The following is a 15416-nucleotide window of genomic DNA, read 5'->3' as shown; positions in this document are numbered from 1 at the left end:
CGCGACGCTGTCTGGCGGGCAACGTCGATCCAACCGGCGCGCCGGGCGGGGCACCACGCAGAAGACACGCAGAACTCGGCGACAGTGACCGTCCACACTCCGCCGTCCACATGCGACGGCCATCGGGGCCGACGGTCAGCGGGTCGCGGTCAGCGCGGCGTAGTCGGCGGGGGTCAGCGGCTGGGCCGACAGCGAGCCGTCCGCGCGCGGCACCCCGAGGGGGCGGCCGTCACGCAGGAACGCCACGGCGTCGACGTCGTCGCGGGCGGCCAGCGTGCAGACGATCTGACCGAACGCGAGCACCTCGTCGCTGCGGCCGGTGTCGTCGCCGGTCCCGTCGACCCGTACGCGTGCCTGGCCGTCGGCGACGCCCACCACGCCGGCACCGATCGCCCCCGGCAACGCGCTGGTCAGACCGCTGTCCCGCTCGACGGCGCTGGGTCCGGCGAGCAGGTCCCGCAGCTGGGCCTCGGCGTCGAGGGGGCGGCCCACCCGCCGGTCCACCGGGACCAGCCGGTCGTCCCGCACGAAGCACAGCGTCACGGTGACCGGGCCGACCGTCGCGGGGCCGTCGACGGTCGCGGGGGACGGGAACGGCCCGGGTGGGGCCTCGACGGCCCGGGGCGTGTCCTCGGCCGGCACCCCGCAGGCCGCCACCGTGCAGGCCACCACGAGGGCCGACAGCAGCGCCCGCGCCGCACGGCGACTCACGCGAGGCTCCCCGGCAGGGCCACCCGGAACCGCGCTCCCCCGCCGGGGCGGTCGTCGACGCCGGCCGTGCCGCCGTGGGCGGCGGCGTGCTGGGCGACCAGCGCCAGGCCGAGGCCGGTCCCGTCGCCGGCGCCCCGGGCGTGGGCGGCCCGGCCCCGGACGAACCGGTCGAAGATGGCGGCCCGGTCCTCGACCGGCACGCCGGGGCCGTCGTCGTCCACCTCGATGACGCCGGTGTCGCCGTCGCGTGACAGCCGCACCGCCACCGGGCCCGCCCCGTAGCGCACCGCGTTGTCGAGCAGGTTGGCCAGCACCTGCGCGACGCGACGCCGCTCCACCCGCCAGGTGGCCGGGGTGCCGGCCGCGAGGCGGACCAGCGTGGGCGGCAGGTCGTGGCCGGCGCAGGCGCGCCGGGCAAGGTCGGCCACGTCGACCGGGGCGCGGTGGGCGGGCTGGTCGCTGCGGGCCAGGTCGATGAGGTCGTTGACCAGCCGCTGGAAGCGGTCGATCTCGTCGGCGACGAGGCCGGCGGCCACGGCGGTGCGCTCGTCGTGGTGTTCCCGCCGCCGCTGCAGGACGCTGGCCGCCGCGGCGAGGGTCTGCAGCGGCGAGCGCAGCTCGTGGCTGACGTCGGCGGCGAAGCGGCGGTCCCGCTCGATCCGGCGGGCCAGTTGGTCGACCATGTGGTTGAACGAGGTGGACAGCCGGGTCAGGTCCGGGTCGGTGGCCGGGTCGAGGCGGGCGGTGACGTCACCGGCGGCGATCTTCTCCGCGGCGTCCGCGACCGCCGTGAGGGGGCGCAGCCCGTGCCGCGTCGCATACCAGCCCAGGGCCGCCCCGGAGCCGGCCACGAGGATGGCCACCGCCGTCAGAGCCAGGGCCAGCGCCTGGAAGGTCCGTTCCAGCTCCCACAGCGAGTTGACCTCGTAGTACGTCGCCGAGCCGGACAGCGGCACCCCGACCAGCAGGGCGGTCTGGCCGTCGACGCGGACCCGCTGCACGGCCGGCTGCCCCGAGCCGACGAGCTGTTGCAGCTCCGGCGGGACGGCGGCGGTGAGGCCCGAGTCGGCGATGCGGGCGTGCCACCTGCCGTCCAGGTGCAGCAGGGCCCGCCTGCTGCTGCCGGTGTCCAGCGACCGCAGCACCTCCACCACGTCGGGGGCGTCGGTGTCCAGGCCGCTGCGCACCACGGCGGCGTCGAAGTACGCGGCCCGCACGGCGGTGCGTTCCCGCTCGTCGATCAGCGACTGGCGGGTCAGCTCGTAGGAGATCAGGGCCATCGACGCGGCCAGCAGCAGCGCGCCCAGGGCGAACGCGGCCATGACCCGGGCGCGCAGGCCGAGGCGGAGCCGGGGCGGGCGGCGCAGCGGGCTCATCGGCGCAGCTTGTAGCCGAGCCCGCGCAGGGTCACCAGGTGTTCGGGATTGGCCGGATCCGACTCGATCTTCTGCCGCAGCCGGCCGACGTGCACGTCGACCAGCCGCTCGTCGCCGGTGTCGTAGCCCCAGACCCGTTGCAGCAGTTGCTGGCGCGACAGCACCCGGCCGGCGTGCTCGGCCAGCTCGCACAGCAGCCGGAACTCGGTGCGGGTCACCGGCACCCGCTGCCCGGCGCGGCGTACCTCGCCCGCCTCGGGGCTGACCTCCAGGTCGCCGAACGCCAGGACCGGCACCGGCTCGGCGGGGACCGGGGCGGCGGCGCGGGCGCGGCGGCGCAGGGCCCGCAGCCGGGCGGTGAGTTCCTTGATCGCCACCGGTTTGACCAGGTAGTCGTCCGCGCCGGCCTCCAGGGCGGCGACGATGTCGTGGGTGTCGTCGCGGGCGCTCACCACCACGATCGGCACGTCGTCGTCGCGGCGCAGTTGGCGGATGCACTCGAAACCGTCGAGGCCGGGCAGCATCAGGTCGACCAGGACGTAGTCGGCCGGGTCACGGCGCTGGGCGCGCAGCCCCTCCTCGGCGGTCGCCGCGCCCCGGGCGTCGTAACCCTCGTCCTCCAGGGCGAGCAGCAGCGCCAGCCGGATGCGGTCGTCGTCCTCGATCACCAGTACGGCCGTCATGACGGCATCATCCCCAAGGCCGTCGCCCGGCGGCCAATCGTGTCCCGCGTACGACGGATTTGTCACGCAACTGTCACACGTCCGCGCGGTGCCCGCCAACCCCGACCGGCACGGTGGCGGGGACCGGTCGGGCGAGAGGAAGGGGTACGGCCGTGACGACGCCGCTGGCACGCCGGGAGTGCACGATCCCCCTGGTCGAGGTGGCCGTGACCGAGTTCGATCTGGCCTGCCTGCCGGAGACCGGCGCCGTGTTCGACCGGCTGCTCGCGCTGCGTCCCGCCCAGATCGTGGTGGACCTGTCCGCCTGCCGGCACATCGACGCCGCCGCCATCGGGTTCCTGCTGGACGTGCACCGGCGGCTGACCCGCGCCGACGGGGTGCTCACCGTCCGCGAACCGAACCCCCGGATCCGGCGCATCCTGCAGTCGGCCCGGCTGGACCAGGTGCTGCCGGTCGTCGTCGGCGACGCGGCGACCGGGTCCCCCGAACGGCCCGGTCCGGTGGCACCGCCGGTCGGCCGGGCGGTCGTGCCGGGCGGCGGGGGTGGCAGCCGTCGCCCGGCACCGGCCGGCCAGGGGCGCGCCCGCCGGTCGGCGGAGTGGGCGTGACCGTCGCCGCGCTGGTCAGCGCCGTCGTGGTCGGGCTCGTCGTGGGGGCGCTCGGCCGGCTCGCCGTGCCGGGCCGACCGACCGCGCCGCTGTGGCTCACCCTCGTCGTCGGTGTGGTCGCCGCCCTGGCCGGCAGCGTCGTCGCTCGTCTCGCCGGCGCGAACGGGCAGGGGTTCCGCCTGGTCGACGTGGTCGTGCAGGCGGGGATGGCCGGGGTCGGTGTCGTCCTCGTCGCGGCCACCGCCGGCCGTTCCGACTCCGCCTGACGGGTCGGTCCGCGTCGGCCCGGGCCGGACCGGGAAACGCGGCCGCCTCCCGTACTCGACACGCCGACGCGATTCCACCGCAACCGGCCACGAACCGCCCGCCACCGTTCGACGCGCGTCGATCACGGCCGCGGGCCGGTCCCGGTCTCCGACGGGTGCAGCAGCGCCCGGGTCAGCGGGTGCCGGGCGGCGGTGAGCAGGGCGGACGCGGGCCCGGCCTCGACGACCTGCCCCGAGTCCAGGACGACGACGTGGTCGGCGAGGCGGGCGACGACGTCGCGGTCGTGGCTGATCACCACGAGGGCCAGCCCGTGGGCGCGGCGCAGCCGGTCGACGAGGGCCACGATCCGGTCCCGGCTGACCGTGTCCAGTCCTGAGGTGATCTCGTCGCAGATCACCACGCGGGGTTCGGCCAGCAGCGCCCGGGCCAGGGCGGCGCGTTGCAGCTCGCCGCCGGAGAGCCGGTCGGGACGACGCGCGACGACGTCCGCCGCGAGGCCGACCTCCCCGAGGACGCGGCGCGCGGCGTCGCGGGCCCGGGTCGGCGGCAGGGCGCGCAGCCGCACGGCGGCCCTCGACACCTGCTCCAGGACCGACCGGTGGGGGTGGAAGCTGGCCCGGGCGTCCTGGAAGACGTACTGGACGGCGGCGAGGTCCGCGCGGGTTCGCCGGTCCAGGGTCCCGGCCAGCGGCCGGCCGCCGAGGCCGACGGTTCCGCCGCGCGGCGGGTGCAGCCCGGCGACGCAGCGGGCGAGCGTCGTCTTGCCGCTGCCGGAGCGGCCGACCACGGCGAGGCATCCGCCGGGGGCGACGGTGGCGGTGACGCCGCGCAGCACGGTACGGCGGCGGGCGCCGGCGCGGTGGATGGCGGCCAGGTCGCCCACGCGCAGCGCCGGTGCGGCGGCGGGGGCGGCGGCGCGCGGCGCGGCCGGGGCGCCAGCGAGCAGGCGGCGCGTGCGTTCGTCCCGAGGCTCGGCGAGCACGTCGGCCGCCGGGCCTGCCTCGACGACCGCGCCGGCGTCGAGGACGACCAGCCGGTCGGCCACGGCGCGCACCAGGTGCAGGTCGTGGCTGAGCAGCACCACCGCCATCCCGGCGTCGGCGAGGGTCCGCAGCTCGTGGGCGACGTCGCGGCGGGTGAGGCTGTCCTGCCCGGTGGTCGGCTCGTCGGCGACCAGGACGCGTGCCCTGGCCAGCAGCGCGTGGGCGACGACGAGGCGCTGCTGCTGGCCGCCGGAGAGCTGGTGCGGGAAGCGCCGCAGGAACTCCCGGTCGGCGGGCAGGTCGACGCGGGCCAGCACGTCGGCCACCGCCCGGCGCACCGCCGACCGCCGATTCACCGTCGCGCGGGCCGTCGCGTCGCCCGGGGGGCCGCCGGGCGTCCGCTGCTCCGGCCGGGTGTGGCGCAGCGCGACCTCGCGCAGCACCGCGCCGATCCGGCGGACGGGGTTGAGTGCCGCCGACGGCTGCTGCGGGACGTAGCCGACGACGCCCGGGGGCGGTGGGGTCGCCGGGGACACGGGACGGCCGGCCACCTCCACCCGGCCGGCGAGCCGTACGCCGGGGCCGGCCTCCCCCAGCAGCGCCCGGCCGGCGGTGGTCTTGCCGCTGCCGGAGCGGCCGACGAGGGCCAGCACCTCGCCCGCCGCCACCGTGAACGAGACCCCGGCGAGCAGGCGACGCCCGGCGACCTCGGCGTCGAGGCCGACCACCCGGACCGCGCAGGCGTCCACCGGCGGCGTCGGCGTGCCGGCGGCGACGGCCGGCCCGGCGGCGGCGTCGTCGAGCGGCGCCCGGGCGGCGGGGACGCGTGCCCCGGGCGCGACCCGGTGGGCGGCCCCGCACCGGGATGCCGCGTCCCGGGCGGCCCCGGAACGGGATCCCGCGTCCCCGGCCGCCCCCGCGCCGGCCGCCGCGTCGCGGTCGGCGAGCAGCCGGTCGGCGACGAGGTTGACGCCGACGGCGAGGGCGACGAGGAGCGCGGCGGGCACCAGCACCGACCAGGGTTGCAGCAGCAGCCCGGCGCGGTTGCGGTCCACCATGACCGCCCAGTCGGCGGCGTCGGGGGCGACGCCGACGCCGAGGAAGCTGGCCGTGGCGACGAGGTACAGCGCGCCGATGAACCGCACGCCCGCGTCGGCGAGCAGCACCCGGCGGCTGCCGGTCACGACGTGGCCGACGGCGCGCCGCCACCACGTCTCCCGGTACAGCCGCATCGCCTCCATGGCGGGGCCGTGCGCCAGCGGAAGCGCCGCGGCGCGGCTGATCCGGGCGACCTCGGGCAGGCCGATCACCGCGACGATGCCGACGAGGGTGGCCGGCCCGCGCGGCGCGGCGGCCGCCAGCAGGATCAGCAGGATCAGCGACGGCACGGCGAGCAGCAGGTCCAGCGGGCGCATGACCAGCTCGTCGACCCACCGGCGGCGGGTCAGCGCGGCGAGCAGCCCCAGCGGCACCCCCACCAGGTACGCCAGGGCGGTCGCGGCGAGCGCGACGCCGACCACGGAGCGCCCGCCGAGCAGCACCTGGCGCAGCACGTCGCGCCCGACGAAGTCGGTGCCGAACGCGCCGCCCGGGTCGAACGGCCGTCCGCGCGGTGCCGCGTCGCCGACCAGGGCCGGCCCCACCACGGCGACCAGCAGGGGTACGGCGAGCAGCGCGACGCCGACGGCGAGGCGCAGCCGCGACCGCGCCGGGCGGCGGGCACCCGCGAGCCGCCCGGGGCCCACGGCGCGGCCCCGGCGCAGGGGGCTCACGCGGCGGCCCCGGCGCGCGGGGCGAGCCGGAACGCCACCAGGTCGGCGGCGAGGTTCACCGTCACCGTGGTCACGGCGACCAGCACGCACAGCCCCTGCACGGTGGGCACGTCGCGGGCGGTCACCGCGTCGACCAGGGCGGTGCCCAGGCCGGGGACGACGAACACCGCCTCGACGACGATCACCCCGCCGAGCAGCCAGTCGGTGGTGCGGGCGAGCTGCTGGGCGACGGGCGCGAGGGCGTTGGGCAGCGCGTGGACCAGCCGCAGCCGGCGCTCGGGCACGCCGAGCCGCCGGGCGTGCGCGACGTGTTCCGCCCGCATCGCCTCGATCATGCCGGCGCGGGTCAGCCGGCTCAGCGAGCAGAACGGCCGGGCCAGCAGCACCACCAGGGGCAGCACCAGCACGGCGGGCCGGGACAGCAGGTCGCCGCCGGTGCCCACGGCGGTGGGCGGGAGCCAGGCCAGCCGTACGCCGAACACGGCGACGAGCAGCAGGGCCAGGGCGAACTCGGGCACCGCGTACAGGCCGACGGCGGTGGCGGACAGCGCCCGGTCGAGGCGGCCGCCCTCCCGCCGGGCCGCGAGCATCCCCAGCCCGACGGAGAGCGGGACGAGCAGCAGCAGGGTCGCGGCGGCGAGCAGCACGGTGGGCGCGGTCCCGGCGGCGAGGACCCCGGCGACCGGCCGCTGGGAGACCAGCGAGACGCCGAGGTCGCCGACGGCGAGGTCGGCGAGCCAGTCGAGGTAGCGCTGCCAGGCGGGCCGGTCCAGGTCGAGCTGGTCGCGCAGGAGTGCGATGCGCGCGGGGTCGGGCTGGTCGCCGGCGATCACCACGGCGGCGTCCCCGGGCAGCGCCTCGGTCAGGACGAACACGACGGTGGCGACGCCGACGACCTGCCCGGCCCCGACCAGGGCCCGCCGGACGGCGTAGCGGGGCAGGCTCAACCCAGCCAGACCTTGTCGAAGCGCGCCCAGTCGAGGGTGTTGGCCGGCGCGGCGGCGGACACCCCGCCGACGCGGGGGCTGGTCGCGACGAGGAAGTCGGCGAAGCCCCAGACCAGGAAGCCGCCCTCGGCGTGCAGGACGCGCTGCATGTCGCCGTACGCCTGCCGGCGGGTCTGCTCGTCGGGGCTGGACACGGCGCGGGCGTAGAGCGCGTCGAAGTCGGGCCGCCGCCACCGGGTGGCGTTGGTGGTGGACGTGCTCAGCAGCCGCTGAGATATATGAGTCTCGATGGGCATGGCTCCCGAACGGTAGCAGGCGAGCACCCCGCCCGTCAGGATGTCCTTCCAGTAGGTGTCCTTGTTGCCGCTGCGCGCCTCGACGGTCAACCCGACCTGCCGGGCCTGCTCGGCGAAGACGCTCGCGGTCTCCACGAAGCCGCTGGCCACGGGGGCGGTGTCCAGCGGGATGCGCAGCCCCCGGGCGCCGGCCCGATCGACGAGGAAGCGGGCCCGGTCGAGGTCGGGCACGCGCTGGGCGATGTCGTCGGCGTAGTGCTCGTAGCCCTTGCCGAACAGGTCGTTGCCGACCTGGCCGGCGCCGGACAGCACGGTGTCGACGAGCTGCTGGCGGTCGGTGAGCAGGAACATCGCCTCGCGCAGGTCCCGGTTGTCGAACGGCGGCCGGTCGACCTTCATGGCGAGGGCCTGCATGGTGCTGTTGGCCATCCGGGTGATCCGCACCCGCGCGTCGCCCGCGTAGGTGCGGGCGGTGGTGGGCGTGACGTCGTGGGCGTAGTCGGCCTGCCCGCCGAGCAGCGCGTTGATCCGGGCGGACTCCTCGTTGGCCACGAGATATTCCAGCTCGTCCAGGTGCGGCGCGCCGTCCCAGTGGTCGGCGTACCGCTTGAGCAGCAGGGACCGGCCCGGCTGGAACGCGCCGAAGGCGAACGGGCCGGAGCCGACGGGCCGGTCGAAGGCGTCGGCGCCCTCGGGCACCACGTACGCGCCGAAGGCCGCCAGGACGTTGGGGAACTCGGCGAACGGCCGGCGCAGCGCGAGTTCGACGGTCCGGTCGTCGACCGCCCGGCTGGCGCGCAGGTCGATCAGCTCCAGGCTGGCCCTGGCCCGGAAGGCGCGCTTGGGGTCGGTGATCCGGGCGTAGCTGTACAGCACGTCGGCGGCGCGCACGGGGCGGCCGTCGTGGAAGGTGGCCTCGCGCAGGGTGATCCGCCACCGGGTGAGGCCGGCGTCGGGCTCCCACCCGCTGGCCAGGCGGGGCCGGATCGACACGTCGGGGCCGTAGTCGGCGAGCTTGTCGAACATCGCCTTGGCCCGGGACGCCTCGTTGAACAGGTTCGCCAGGTGCGGGTCGAGGGTCTCCTGCGCGCCGCCGCCAGCGAACACGGCCCGCAGCCGGCCGCCCCGGCGCGGCTGGTCGGAGGCGGTGTCGGCGGGGCTGTCGCCGCACCCGGCCAGCAGGGTGGCCGACACGGCGGCGGCTGCGCCGCCGAGCAGGCCGCGCCGGGTCAGCCGGGCGGCGGGCATGGGGATGACGGATGTCACGGGGTCCCTCCAGGGAAGCGGGTCGGTCGGGGTGCGGCCGGTCCGGCGGCGACGCCGGACAACGGGTGGGGTCGGGCCGGGCCCGAGCTGCGCAGGGCGGGCCGGGTCGGATCGGTGCAGGTCAGGCCGGATCGGGGCGGCGGCGGGCCAGCAGGTGCAGCCGGTCGCCGCGCAGGGCGGTGGACAGCGCCGCGCCGGGCCGCCACGGCGGCGCGGTACGCGGACCCGATCCATCGAACAACGTCAACACGTCGAAGCCGGCGGTGTCGAGCAGGTGCCGCAGTTCCTGGGGGAACAGCAGCCGCCAGGCCGAGGTCTGCACCAGCGGCTCGGGCGCGCCCGGCCAGCTCCAGGCGCGTTCCCGGCGCAGCAGCTGCTCCGCGTGGTCGATCCACAGCCGGGTCCGCGACGTGTACGCGACGCCCCGCCACGGCACGGTGCGCACCGACGTGCCGTCGAGCAGCTCGGTGTTGCCGAGGAAGAACGCGCCGTTGCGCATCTCGGCCAGCAGCAGCCCGCTCGGGGCCAGGTGCGCGTGGCACCGGGCCAGGAACGCGGTGAGGTCGGCGTTGGTGTGGCAGTAGAGCATGGCGCTGTCCAGGCAGGTCACCGCGTCGAACCGGTCCCCGAGGTCGAAGCCGCGCATGTCGGCGGCCACGAACCGGACGTGCGGGTGCCGACGGCGGGCATGGGCGAGCATCGCCGCCGACGTGTCGATGCCCGTGGCGGCCCAGCCGAGCTGCGCGAGCCGCCCGGCGTCGCGGCCCGTGCCGCAGCCGACGTCGAGCAGCCGGCGGCCGGGGGGCCCGTGGCGGCGCAGCAGGTCGTCGACGAAGCCGGCGGCGGCGTGCTGCGGGTCGGGGAACTGCGCCTCGTACAGCTCGGGGTTGTCGGTGAGCAGGTTGGCTCCGGCGGCGGCCGGTCCGGTGCCGCCGGCTCCCCCGCTCATGCGGGCACCGCCGACGGGGCGGGCGCGGGCGTCGGGTCGAGCGCGCCCCGGCGGTGCAGCACCCACACGGCCGCCGCGGAGGCCAGCCCGAGCGCGGCGCAGAGCAGCCACGCCACCGCCGGCACCCCGGAGCCGGACCCGTCGTCCATGGCGCGGCCGACGGCGGTCGTGCCGGCCGCCGCGACCACCCCGGAGACCAGGTAGAACAGCCCGAAGTAGGTGCCGGTGAGCCCGTCGCGGGCGAACGCCGGGATCAGCTCCAGCACGAACGGCTGGGCGACCAGCACCCCGACGGCGAGCAGCACGGCCGCGCCGAGCACCGGCGCGAGCCGGACGGGGCCGGCGGGGCCGCCGACCGGCGCGAGCGGCAGCACGAAGCCCCCGCCCATCACCGCCAGCCCGAGCGCGATGGCCGGGCCCCGGGCGAGGCGGCGGTGCAGCCAGCGGGTCACCGGCACCTGCCACGCGAGGGTCACCACCGTGGACACGACGAACAGCGACGCCACGGCCAGCGGATGCCCGCCGGCCTCCTCCGCCCGCACGGGCAACACCAGGTAGAGCTGGTTCTGCAGGGCGAACATCGCGCTGAGCGCGAGCGTGAAGGCGAGGAAGCGGCGGTCGGTGACGGCCTCGCGCCAGTCCCCCAGCACGCCCTGCCCGCTGCTGCGGGCCGGCTGCGGCGGCAGCACCAGGGCCTGGGCCACGGTCAGCGCCGCGAACACGCCGGCCGCGGCGAGGGCGGCGGCCCGGAAGTCGACCAGCAGCAGCGCGCTGCCGATCAGCGGCCCGAGCAGGGACCCGGCGCTGGCGAACACGTTGAACAGCGCGAACGCCTCGGCCCGCCGGTCCGGGGCGGCCTGGGCGAGGTAGGCCCGCACCGCCGGGTTGAACAGCGCACCGGCCAGGCCGGAGAGCACGGAGGCGGCCAGCAACGCCGGCAGCGACACCCCGACCGCGAAGACGCCGAAGCCGACGGCGCGCAGCGCGCACCCGACGATGATCACCCCGCGCGCGCCGAGCCGGTCGGAGGCGGAGCCGCCGAGCAGGAACATTCCCTGCTGGCTGAGGTTGCGCACGCCCAGGACCAGGCCGATCACGGCGGCGGACAGCCCGAGGTCGTCGGCGAGGTAGCCGGCGAGGTAGGGCAGCAGCATGTAGAAGCCGACGTTCACGCCGAGCTGGTTGACCACCAGCAACCGGATCGCCGGGGGGAAGCCGCGCAGCGTCGTCCAGGTCGCGATCATCGGGCCACCGCCTGCCGGTCGGCCCACGCCGGGCGCACGCCGAGACCGGGCCCGCCGGGCGTACGCAGGGTGCCGTCGGCGCCGCCGATGCCGGTCCAGGGGTCGTCGGCGAGCAGCAGGTGCCCGTCGAGGTCCACCCAGCGGGCGTGCCCGGCCAGGTGCAGCGCCGGGGCGATGCCGAGCGTGCTGGCGACCAGGCAGCCGAGCATGACGTCCATGCCGTACCCGGTCGCGGTGTCGATCAGCCGGCGCGCGGCGTCGATCCCGCCGCAGCGGGCGAGCTTGACGTTGATGCCGGCGACGGCCCCGGCGAGGCGGTGCACGTCGGCGACGGTGGCGACGTCCTCGTCGGCGACGACGGGCACCACGACCCGCGCGCCGATCCAGGCCAGCGCGTCCGGGTCGCCGGGCGGGACGGGCTGCTCGACGGCGTCCACGGCGCAGGCGGCGACTGCGTCGAGGACCCGGACGGTCCGCTCGGGCGTCCACGCCCCGTTGGGGTCGAGCAGCAGCCGGGCCGCCGGGGCGGCGGTCCGCACGGCGGCGACCCGGGCGACGTCGTCGTCCGCCCCGGCCTTGACCTTCAGCACCGTGAAGCCGGCCGCCACGAGCCGCCGCGCGGTGGCGGCGGCGTCGGCGGGCGGCACCAGCCCGATCGTGTACGCGGTCGAGGCCGCCTCCCGCGCGGGGGCGTCGACGAGCCGCCACACGGGCACCCCGGCGCGCCGCCCGACGAGGTCGTGCACGGCCGCGTCGAGCGCGCCCAGCACCCCCGGCGCGTCGGCCAGGTCGGCGGCGAGGGCCGGTAGGTCGGCGCGCAGCGCCTCCGGGTCGGCGTACCCGGTGACCCGGGGACGCAGGGCGGTCAGCAGCGCGTCGATGCGGCCCAGGTCGAGACGCTGGTACGCGCTGGTGACGACCTCGCCGTGGCCGGTGCCGCCGTCGTGGGTCAGCCGCACGGCCACCGCGTCGCGACGGGCCATGACCGACCGGGAGATGCGCAGCGGCTCGGCGAGCGGCAGCGGGTAGGCCCGCCAGTCGAGGTTCACGCCGGCACCCGCTGCCCTCGGGCCGGCTCGGCGGGCCGGCGGCGGGGGTCGACGACGGTGCGGCACCGGCTCCACCGGGTGACCTCCACCGCCCGGGGGTGGGGGATCTCGACGGGGTGGCCCCGGGTGGGGCCGAGCAGCCCCCGCAGGGCGCAGTAGTCGTCGTCGAAGATGGAGTCGAGGTAGCGGTGCGGCCCGTCGGGGAACACGGCGAGGACCCGGTCCCCGGGCCGGGTCCGCGCCGCCCAGGCGGCGACCCGGGCGGTCGCGCCGGTGCTCCACCCGCCGGTGACGAATGCGTGCCGGGCCAGCCGCCGGCAGGTCTGGACGGCCTCGGCCGGGCCGACCCAGTGCACCTCGTCGAAGGCGGCGTAGTCGACGTTGCGGGGGTGGATGCTGCTGCCGAGGCCGCGCATCAGCCGGGCGCGGGCGGGCTGGCCGAAGATGGTGGAGCCGACGGTGTCCACCCCGATCAGGCGCAGCCGGGGCCAGTGCCGGCGCAGCGCGCGGGCCAGGCCGGCGCTGTGCCCGCCGGTGCCGACGCTGCACACCAGCGTGTCCACGGCGTCGACCTGGGCGACGATCTCGTCGGCGAGCCCGGCGTAGCCGGCCGCGTTGTCGGGGTTGCGGTACTGGTCGGGCCAGTACGCCCCGGGCAGCGCGGCCCGCACGCGGAGCAGCCGGTCGAGGCGGGCCTGCTGCCAGCCGCCGGCGGGGTGCGGGGCGTCCACCACCTCCAGCCGGGCCCCGTGGGCGCGCAGCAGCGCCCGCATGGACGGCTCCAGCTCCCGGTCGACGACCAGCACCACCGGGTGGCCGAGGGCCTGCCCGGCGAAGGCGAGGCCGACGCCCATGGTGCCGCTGGTCGACTCCACCACCGGGGCCCCCGGGACCAGCTCGCCGCGCGAGCGCGCGCCGGCCAGCATGGACACCGCCGCGCGGGCCTTCATTCCGCCGGGGCTCAGGCACTCCACCTTGGCCAGGAAGCCGGGGTGCGGGTGCGGCAGCGGGGCGTCCACGAGCACCACCGGCGTGCCGCCGACGAGGTCGAGCAGCTGCGGCGCGGTCATCGGCCCTCCCGGTCGGCGCGGTAGCGGTAGAGCGGCGTGGGGCCGCCGTCGAGCCAGAAGAACGGGTACGGCTCCGCCGACACGGCGGTCAGCCCGGCCCCGAGGAAGCACGGCAGGACCGCGCTGCCGGACTGGGCGAACGCCACCAGCGGGACCCCGGTGGCCCGGGCGTGGCGCAGCAGCGGCGCGAAGGTGCCGTTGCCGAGGGTCATGCCAGAGGCGAGGATCGCGTCGCAGCGCTCCAGCAGCGCCGCCGCGTCGGGCAGGCACGGCTCGTCCCACTCGGTGCGCCCGCCGGCCAGGTCGCACGGCAGGTAGCGCAGGCCGCGCCGGCGCAGCTGGTCGAGCAGGGAGTTGACCACGCCGACGACGAGCACGGTCCGCCCGGGTTCGGCGGGGAGCAGGTCGACCACGGCGGCGGCGCGGGCGGCCGACTTGGCCAGCGACGTGCCGGCGGGAACGGTCACCACGTCCGTCGCCGCGCCCGCGTGCGGGCGCACCCCCATCAGGTACGCGTCGAGCGCGGCGACGCGCACCGGCAGGCTCGGGTGGGCCAGCAACTCCGCCACGCTGGCGCCCACGCAGTCGTACGCGACGTCGTCGGGCAGCTCGTCGGGCTCGACTGCGCAGGAGCCGACGGCGGCGTCGACCCGCAGGCCGAGCACGTGGTTGCGGTAGCCCCGGGCGCGACCGGGGTGGCGGGCGCCCTGCCGGGTGACGAACCCGACGCTGACCCGCTCCCCCGCCGGGTCGGGGCCGAGGCGACCGGCGAGCACCGCCGCCACCAGGTCGTCGAGGCTGTCGTGGGCCGGGACGGCGACGGTGGGGCCGGCGGCCGGGGCGGTCACGCGGCGGCCCCGGCGAGCTGGTCGGCGTACCGGACGTCGAGGGCGGCGACGTGCGCCTCGGCGCGGGCCCGCGCGCCCGGCCCGTCGGTGTCGACGGTCATGACGTGGCCGAGGTAGCTGTTGTTGCTGCTGGCGTCGCCGGTGCGGTGCCCGGCGGGCCTGACCGCCCAGTCCACGACGCCACCGTCGTCGGCGAGCCGGTCGGTGCCGGTGATCGTGTCGACGGTGCCGGCCCGGGGCGGCAGCAGGAACGCGATGGCGGCGCTGCGTACCCCGGTGTCGACCGGCGTGGTGTCGGGGCGCTCGCCGAGGGCGAGGCGCGCGTACGCCATCGGCAGGTCGATGCCGGTGACCCGGCGGACGAGTTCGGTGATCTGGTTGCCGGCGGGCCGGGGGTTGACCTCGACCACCCGGGGCCCGGCCGGGGTCAGGCGCAGCTCGGTGTGGGCGACGCCGTGGGTGAGGCCGACGGCGGCGAGCGCGGCGACGGCCGCGTCGGCGGCGGCGCGGGCGTCGCCGGCGGGCAGGTCGGCGGGGAACATGTGCCCGCTCTCGACGAACGCGGGCGCGCCGGCGAGGCTCTTGTCGGTGACCCCGACGACCGTGGTGACGCCGTCGCAGGTGACCGTCTCGACGCTCACCTCCGGGCCGGTGAGCAGCTCCTCCAGCAGCACCAGCGGCACCCGGGGCTGCCGGCGGGCGTTGACGCCGAAGCCGGCCAGCGCGTCGTACGCCGAGCGCAGCTGCGTCGGGTCGGCGACGGCGCGCACGTACATGCCGGCGCACAGGTCGACGGGCTTGGCCACCAGCGGGAAGCCGAGCCGCTCGGCGGCGGCGAGGGTGTCCGCCCAGCCGTCGGTGACCGCGAACGCCGGCCCGGGCAGGCCCGCCCGGCGCATCGCCTCTCGGGCCAGGTCCTTGCGGTACGCGCGGCGCACCGCCGCCGGGTCGGGGCCGGGCAGCCCGAGGTGGGCGGCGACCTCGGCGGCGGTGTGCAGGTAGTAGTCGCAGGAGGTGAGCACCCCGTCGAAGCGCAGGGCGGTGTGCAGCCGGGCGACGTGTGCGGCGAGCGCCGCCGGGTCGTTGGTCTCGGCGGTGACCACGTTGTCGGCGGCAAGCAGCGGGTGGACCTCGCCGGGCGGCGTCGCCCGCAGATAGTGGTGCAGGTCGCGGGTGAGGAACGTGAACCGGTGACCGTCCTCCCGGATCGCCCTCGGCAGCAGGGCGCTCATCGCGCCCACCCAGCTCTCGATGACCAGCAGGTGACCCATCAACGACTCCCGTCCTGTTGCGGTGGCGTCCCGCGTACATCTTGTTGGAAACGGTTTTCGTTGTAAAGTCCGCCGC

At 77.3% G+C, this 15416-nt stretch carries 14 protein-coding genes; 2 read left to right on the top strand and 12 right to left on the bottom strand.

Features of this window, described 5'->3' with window-relative positions; genetic code table 11:
- Nucleotides 1-135: 135 nt before the first annotated feature.
- Genes LPU61_RS16975 through LPU61_RS16965 form a run of 3 tightly spaced genes read right to left on the bottom strand, consistent with a single transcriptional unit; the run spans nucleotide 136 to nucleotide 2770 of the window.
- A complete protein-coding gene (locus tag LPU61_RS16975; protein WP_043969005.1) occupies nucleotides 136-711 on the bottom strand; it encodes a GerMN domain-containing protein in 576 nt (191 codons plus the stop codon).
- The gene (locus tag LPU61_RS16970) at nucleotides 708-2087 is read right to left on the bottom strand and encodes a cell wall metabolism sensor histidine kinase WalK (RefSeq protein ID WP_043969004.1); all 1380 of its coding nucleotides are present in this window, start codon (nucleotides 2085-2087) and stop codon (nucleotides 708-710) included. The genes LPU61_RS16975 and LPU61_RS16970 overlap by 4 nt, the downstream gene beginning before the upstream one ends.
- Nucleotides 2084-2770 carry a response regulator transcription factor gene (locus LPU61_RS16965; protein WP_043969003.1) on the bottom strand — a complete coding sequence of 229 codons (687 nt, stop codon included), beginning with the start codon at nucleotides 2768-2770 and terminating at the stop codon, nucleotides 2084-2086. Before LPU61_RS16965 ends, LPU61_RS16970 begins: the two co-directional genes overlap by 4 nt.
- Before the next feature lie 152 nt (nucleotides 2771-2922).
- Between LPU61_RS16965 and LPU61_RS16960 the strand changes: the two genes are divergently transcribed.
- Nucleotides 2923-3378 carry an STAS domain-containing protein gene (locus tag LPU61_RS16960; protein ID WP_082106783.1) on the top strand — a complete coding sequence of 152 codons (456 nt, stop codon included), beginning with the start codon at nucleotides 2923-2925 and terminating at the stop codon, nucleotides 3376-3378.
- Nucleotides 3375-3644, top strand: a complete 270-nt coding sequence (locus tag LPU61_RS16955) for a transglycosylase (RefSeq protein WP_043969611.1) — start codon at nucleotides 3375-3377, stop codon at nucleotides 3642-3644. The genes LPU61_RS16960 and LPU61_RS16955 overlap by 4 nt, the downstream gene beginning before the upstream one ends.
- A gap of 122 nt (nucleotides 3645-3766) precedes the next feature.
- Here LPU61_RS16955 and LPU61_RS16950 read toward each other — a convergent pair whose 3' ends face one another.
- The 9 genes from LPU61_RS16950 to LPU61_RS16910 all read right to left on the bottom strand — a co-directional run bounded on the left by LPU61_RS16950 (nucleotide 3767) and on the right by LPU61_RS16910 (nucleotide 15340).
- Entirely contained in the window at nucleotides 3767-6400 is a 2634-nt protein-coding gene (locus LPU61_RS16950) for an ATP-binding cassette domain-containing protein (RefSeq protein ID WP_229405458.1), read from the bottom strand.
- Entirely contained in the window at nucleotides 6397-7347 is a 951-nt protein-coding gene (locus tag LPU61_RS16945) for an ABC transporter permease (RefSeq protein WP_229405457.1), read from the bottom strand. The genes LPU61_RS16950 and LPU61_RS16945 overlap by 4 nt, the downstream gene beginning before the upstream one ends.
- Nucleotides 7344-8909: an ABC transporter substrate-binding protein gene (locus LPU61_RS16940; RefSeq protein ID WP_229405456.1), complete on the bottom strand. Its 1566-nt coding sequence runs from the start codon at nucleotides 8907-8909 to the stop codon at nucleotides 7344-7346. Before LPU61_RS16940 ends, LPU61_RS16945 begins: the two co-directional genes overlap by 4 nt.
- Nucleotides 8910-9030: 121 nt before the next feature.
- A complete protein-coding gene (locus LPU61_RS16935; protein ID WP_229405455.1) occupies nucleotides 9031-9858 on the bottom strand; it encodes a methyltransferase domain-containing protein in 828 nt (275 codons plus the stop codon).
- The gene (locus tag LPU61_RS16930) at nucleotides 9855-11102 is read right to left on the bottom strand and encodes an MFS transporter (RefSeq protein ID WP_229405454.1); all 1248 of its coding nucleotides are present in this window, start codon (nucleotides 11100-11102) and stop codon (nucleotides 9855-9857) included. The genes LPU61_RS16935 and LPU61_RS16930 overlap by 4 nt, the downstream gene beginning before the upstream one ends.
- Nucleotides 11099-12151, bottom strand: coding sequence for an enolase C-terminal domain-like protein (locus tag LPU61_RS16925; protein WP_229405453.1), 1053 nt, complete (start codon nucleotides 12149-12151; stop codon nucleotides 11099-11101). The genes LPU61_RS16930 and LPU61_RS16925 overlap by 4 nt, the downstream gene beginning before the upstream one ends.
- Entirely contained in the window at nucleotides 12148-13221 is a 1074-nt protein-coding gene (locus LPU61_RS16920; protein WP_043968999.1) for a PLP-dependent cysteine synthase family protein, read from the bottom strand. The genes LPU61_RS16925 and LPU61_RS16920 overlap by 4 nt, the downstream gene beginning before the upstream one ends.
- The gene (locus LPU61_RS16915) at nucleotides 13218-14069 is read right to left on the bottom strand and encodes a Rossmann-like domain-containing protein (protein WP_229405452.1); all 852 of its coding nucleotides are present in this window, start codon (nucleotides 14067-14069) and stop codon (nucleotides 13218-13220) included. The genes LPU61_RS16920 and LPU61_RS16915 overlap by 4 nt, the downstream gene beginning before the upstream one ends.
- Nucleotides 14066-15340, bottom strand: coding sequence for an ATP-grasp domain-containing protein (locus LPU61_RS16910; protein WP_043968997.1), 1275 nt, complete (start codon nucleotides 15338-15340; stop codon nucleotides 14066-14068). Before LPU61_RS16910 ends, LPU61_RS16915 begins: the two co-directional genes overlap by 4 nt.
- Nucleotides 15341-15416 lie beyond the last annotated feature (76 nt).

The sequence above is a fragment of the Micromonospora sp. NBRC 110038 genome, assembly GCF_020884815.1.
In the GTDB taxonomy this organism is placed as follows: Bacteria; Actinomycetota; Actinomycetes; order Mycobacteriales; family Micromonosporaceae; genus Micromonospora; species Micromonospora haikouensis.
The sequence above is the reverse complement of the archived record's forward strand: the minus strand, read 5'-3'. Positions and strand labels throughout refer to the sequence as shown.

Coding starts and splice junctions, on each gene's coding strand:
- LPU61_RS16965 (WP_043969003.1), bottom strand. CDS start 2,770: ATGACGGCCGTACTGGTGATCGAGGACGACGACCGCATCCGGCTGGCG.
- LPU61_RS16930 (WP_229405454.1), bottom strand. CDS start 11,102: ATGATCGCGACCTGGACGACGCTGCGCGGCTTCCCCCCGGCGATCCGG.
- LPU61_RS16910 (WP_043968997.1), bottom strand. CDS start 15,340: ATGGGTCACCTGCTGGTCATCGAGAGCTGGGTGGGCGCGATGAGCGCC.
- LPU61_RS16970 (WP_043969004.1), bottom strand. CDS start 2,087: ATGAGCCCGCTGCGCCGCCCGCCCCGGCTCCGCCTCGGCCTGCGCGCC.
- LPU61_RS16935 (WP_229405455.1), bottom strand. CDS start 9,858: ATGAGCGGGGGAGCCGGCGGCACCGGACCGGCCGCCGCCGGAGCCAAC.
- LPU61_RS16920 (WP_043968999.1), bottom strand. CDS start 13,221: ATGACCGCGCCGCAGCTGCTCGACCTCGTCGGCGGCACGCCGGTGGTG.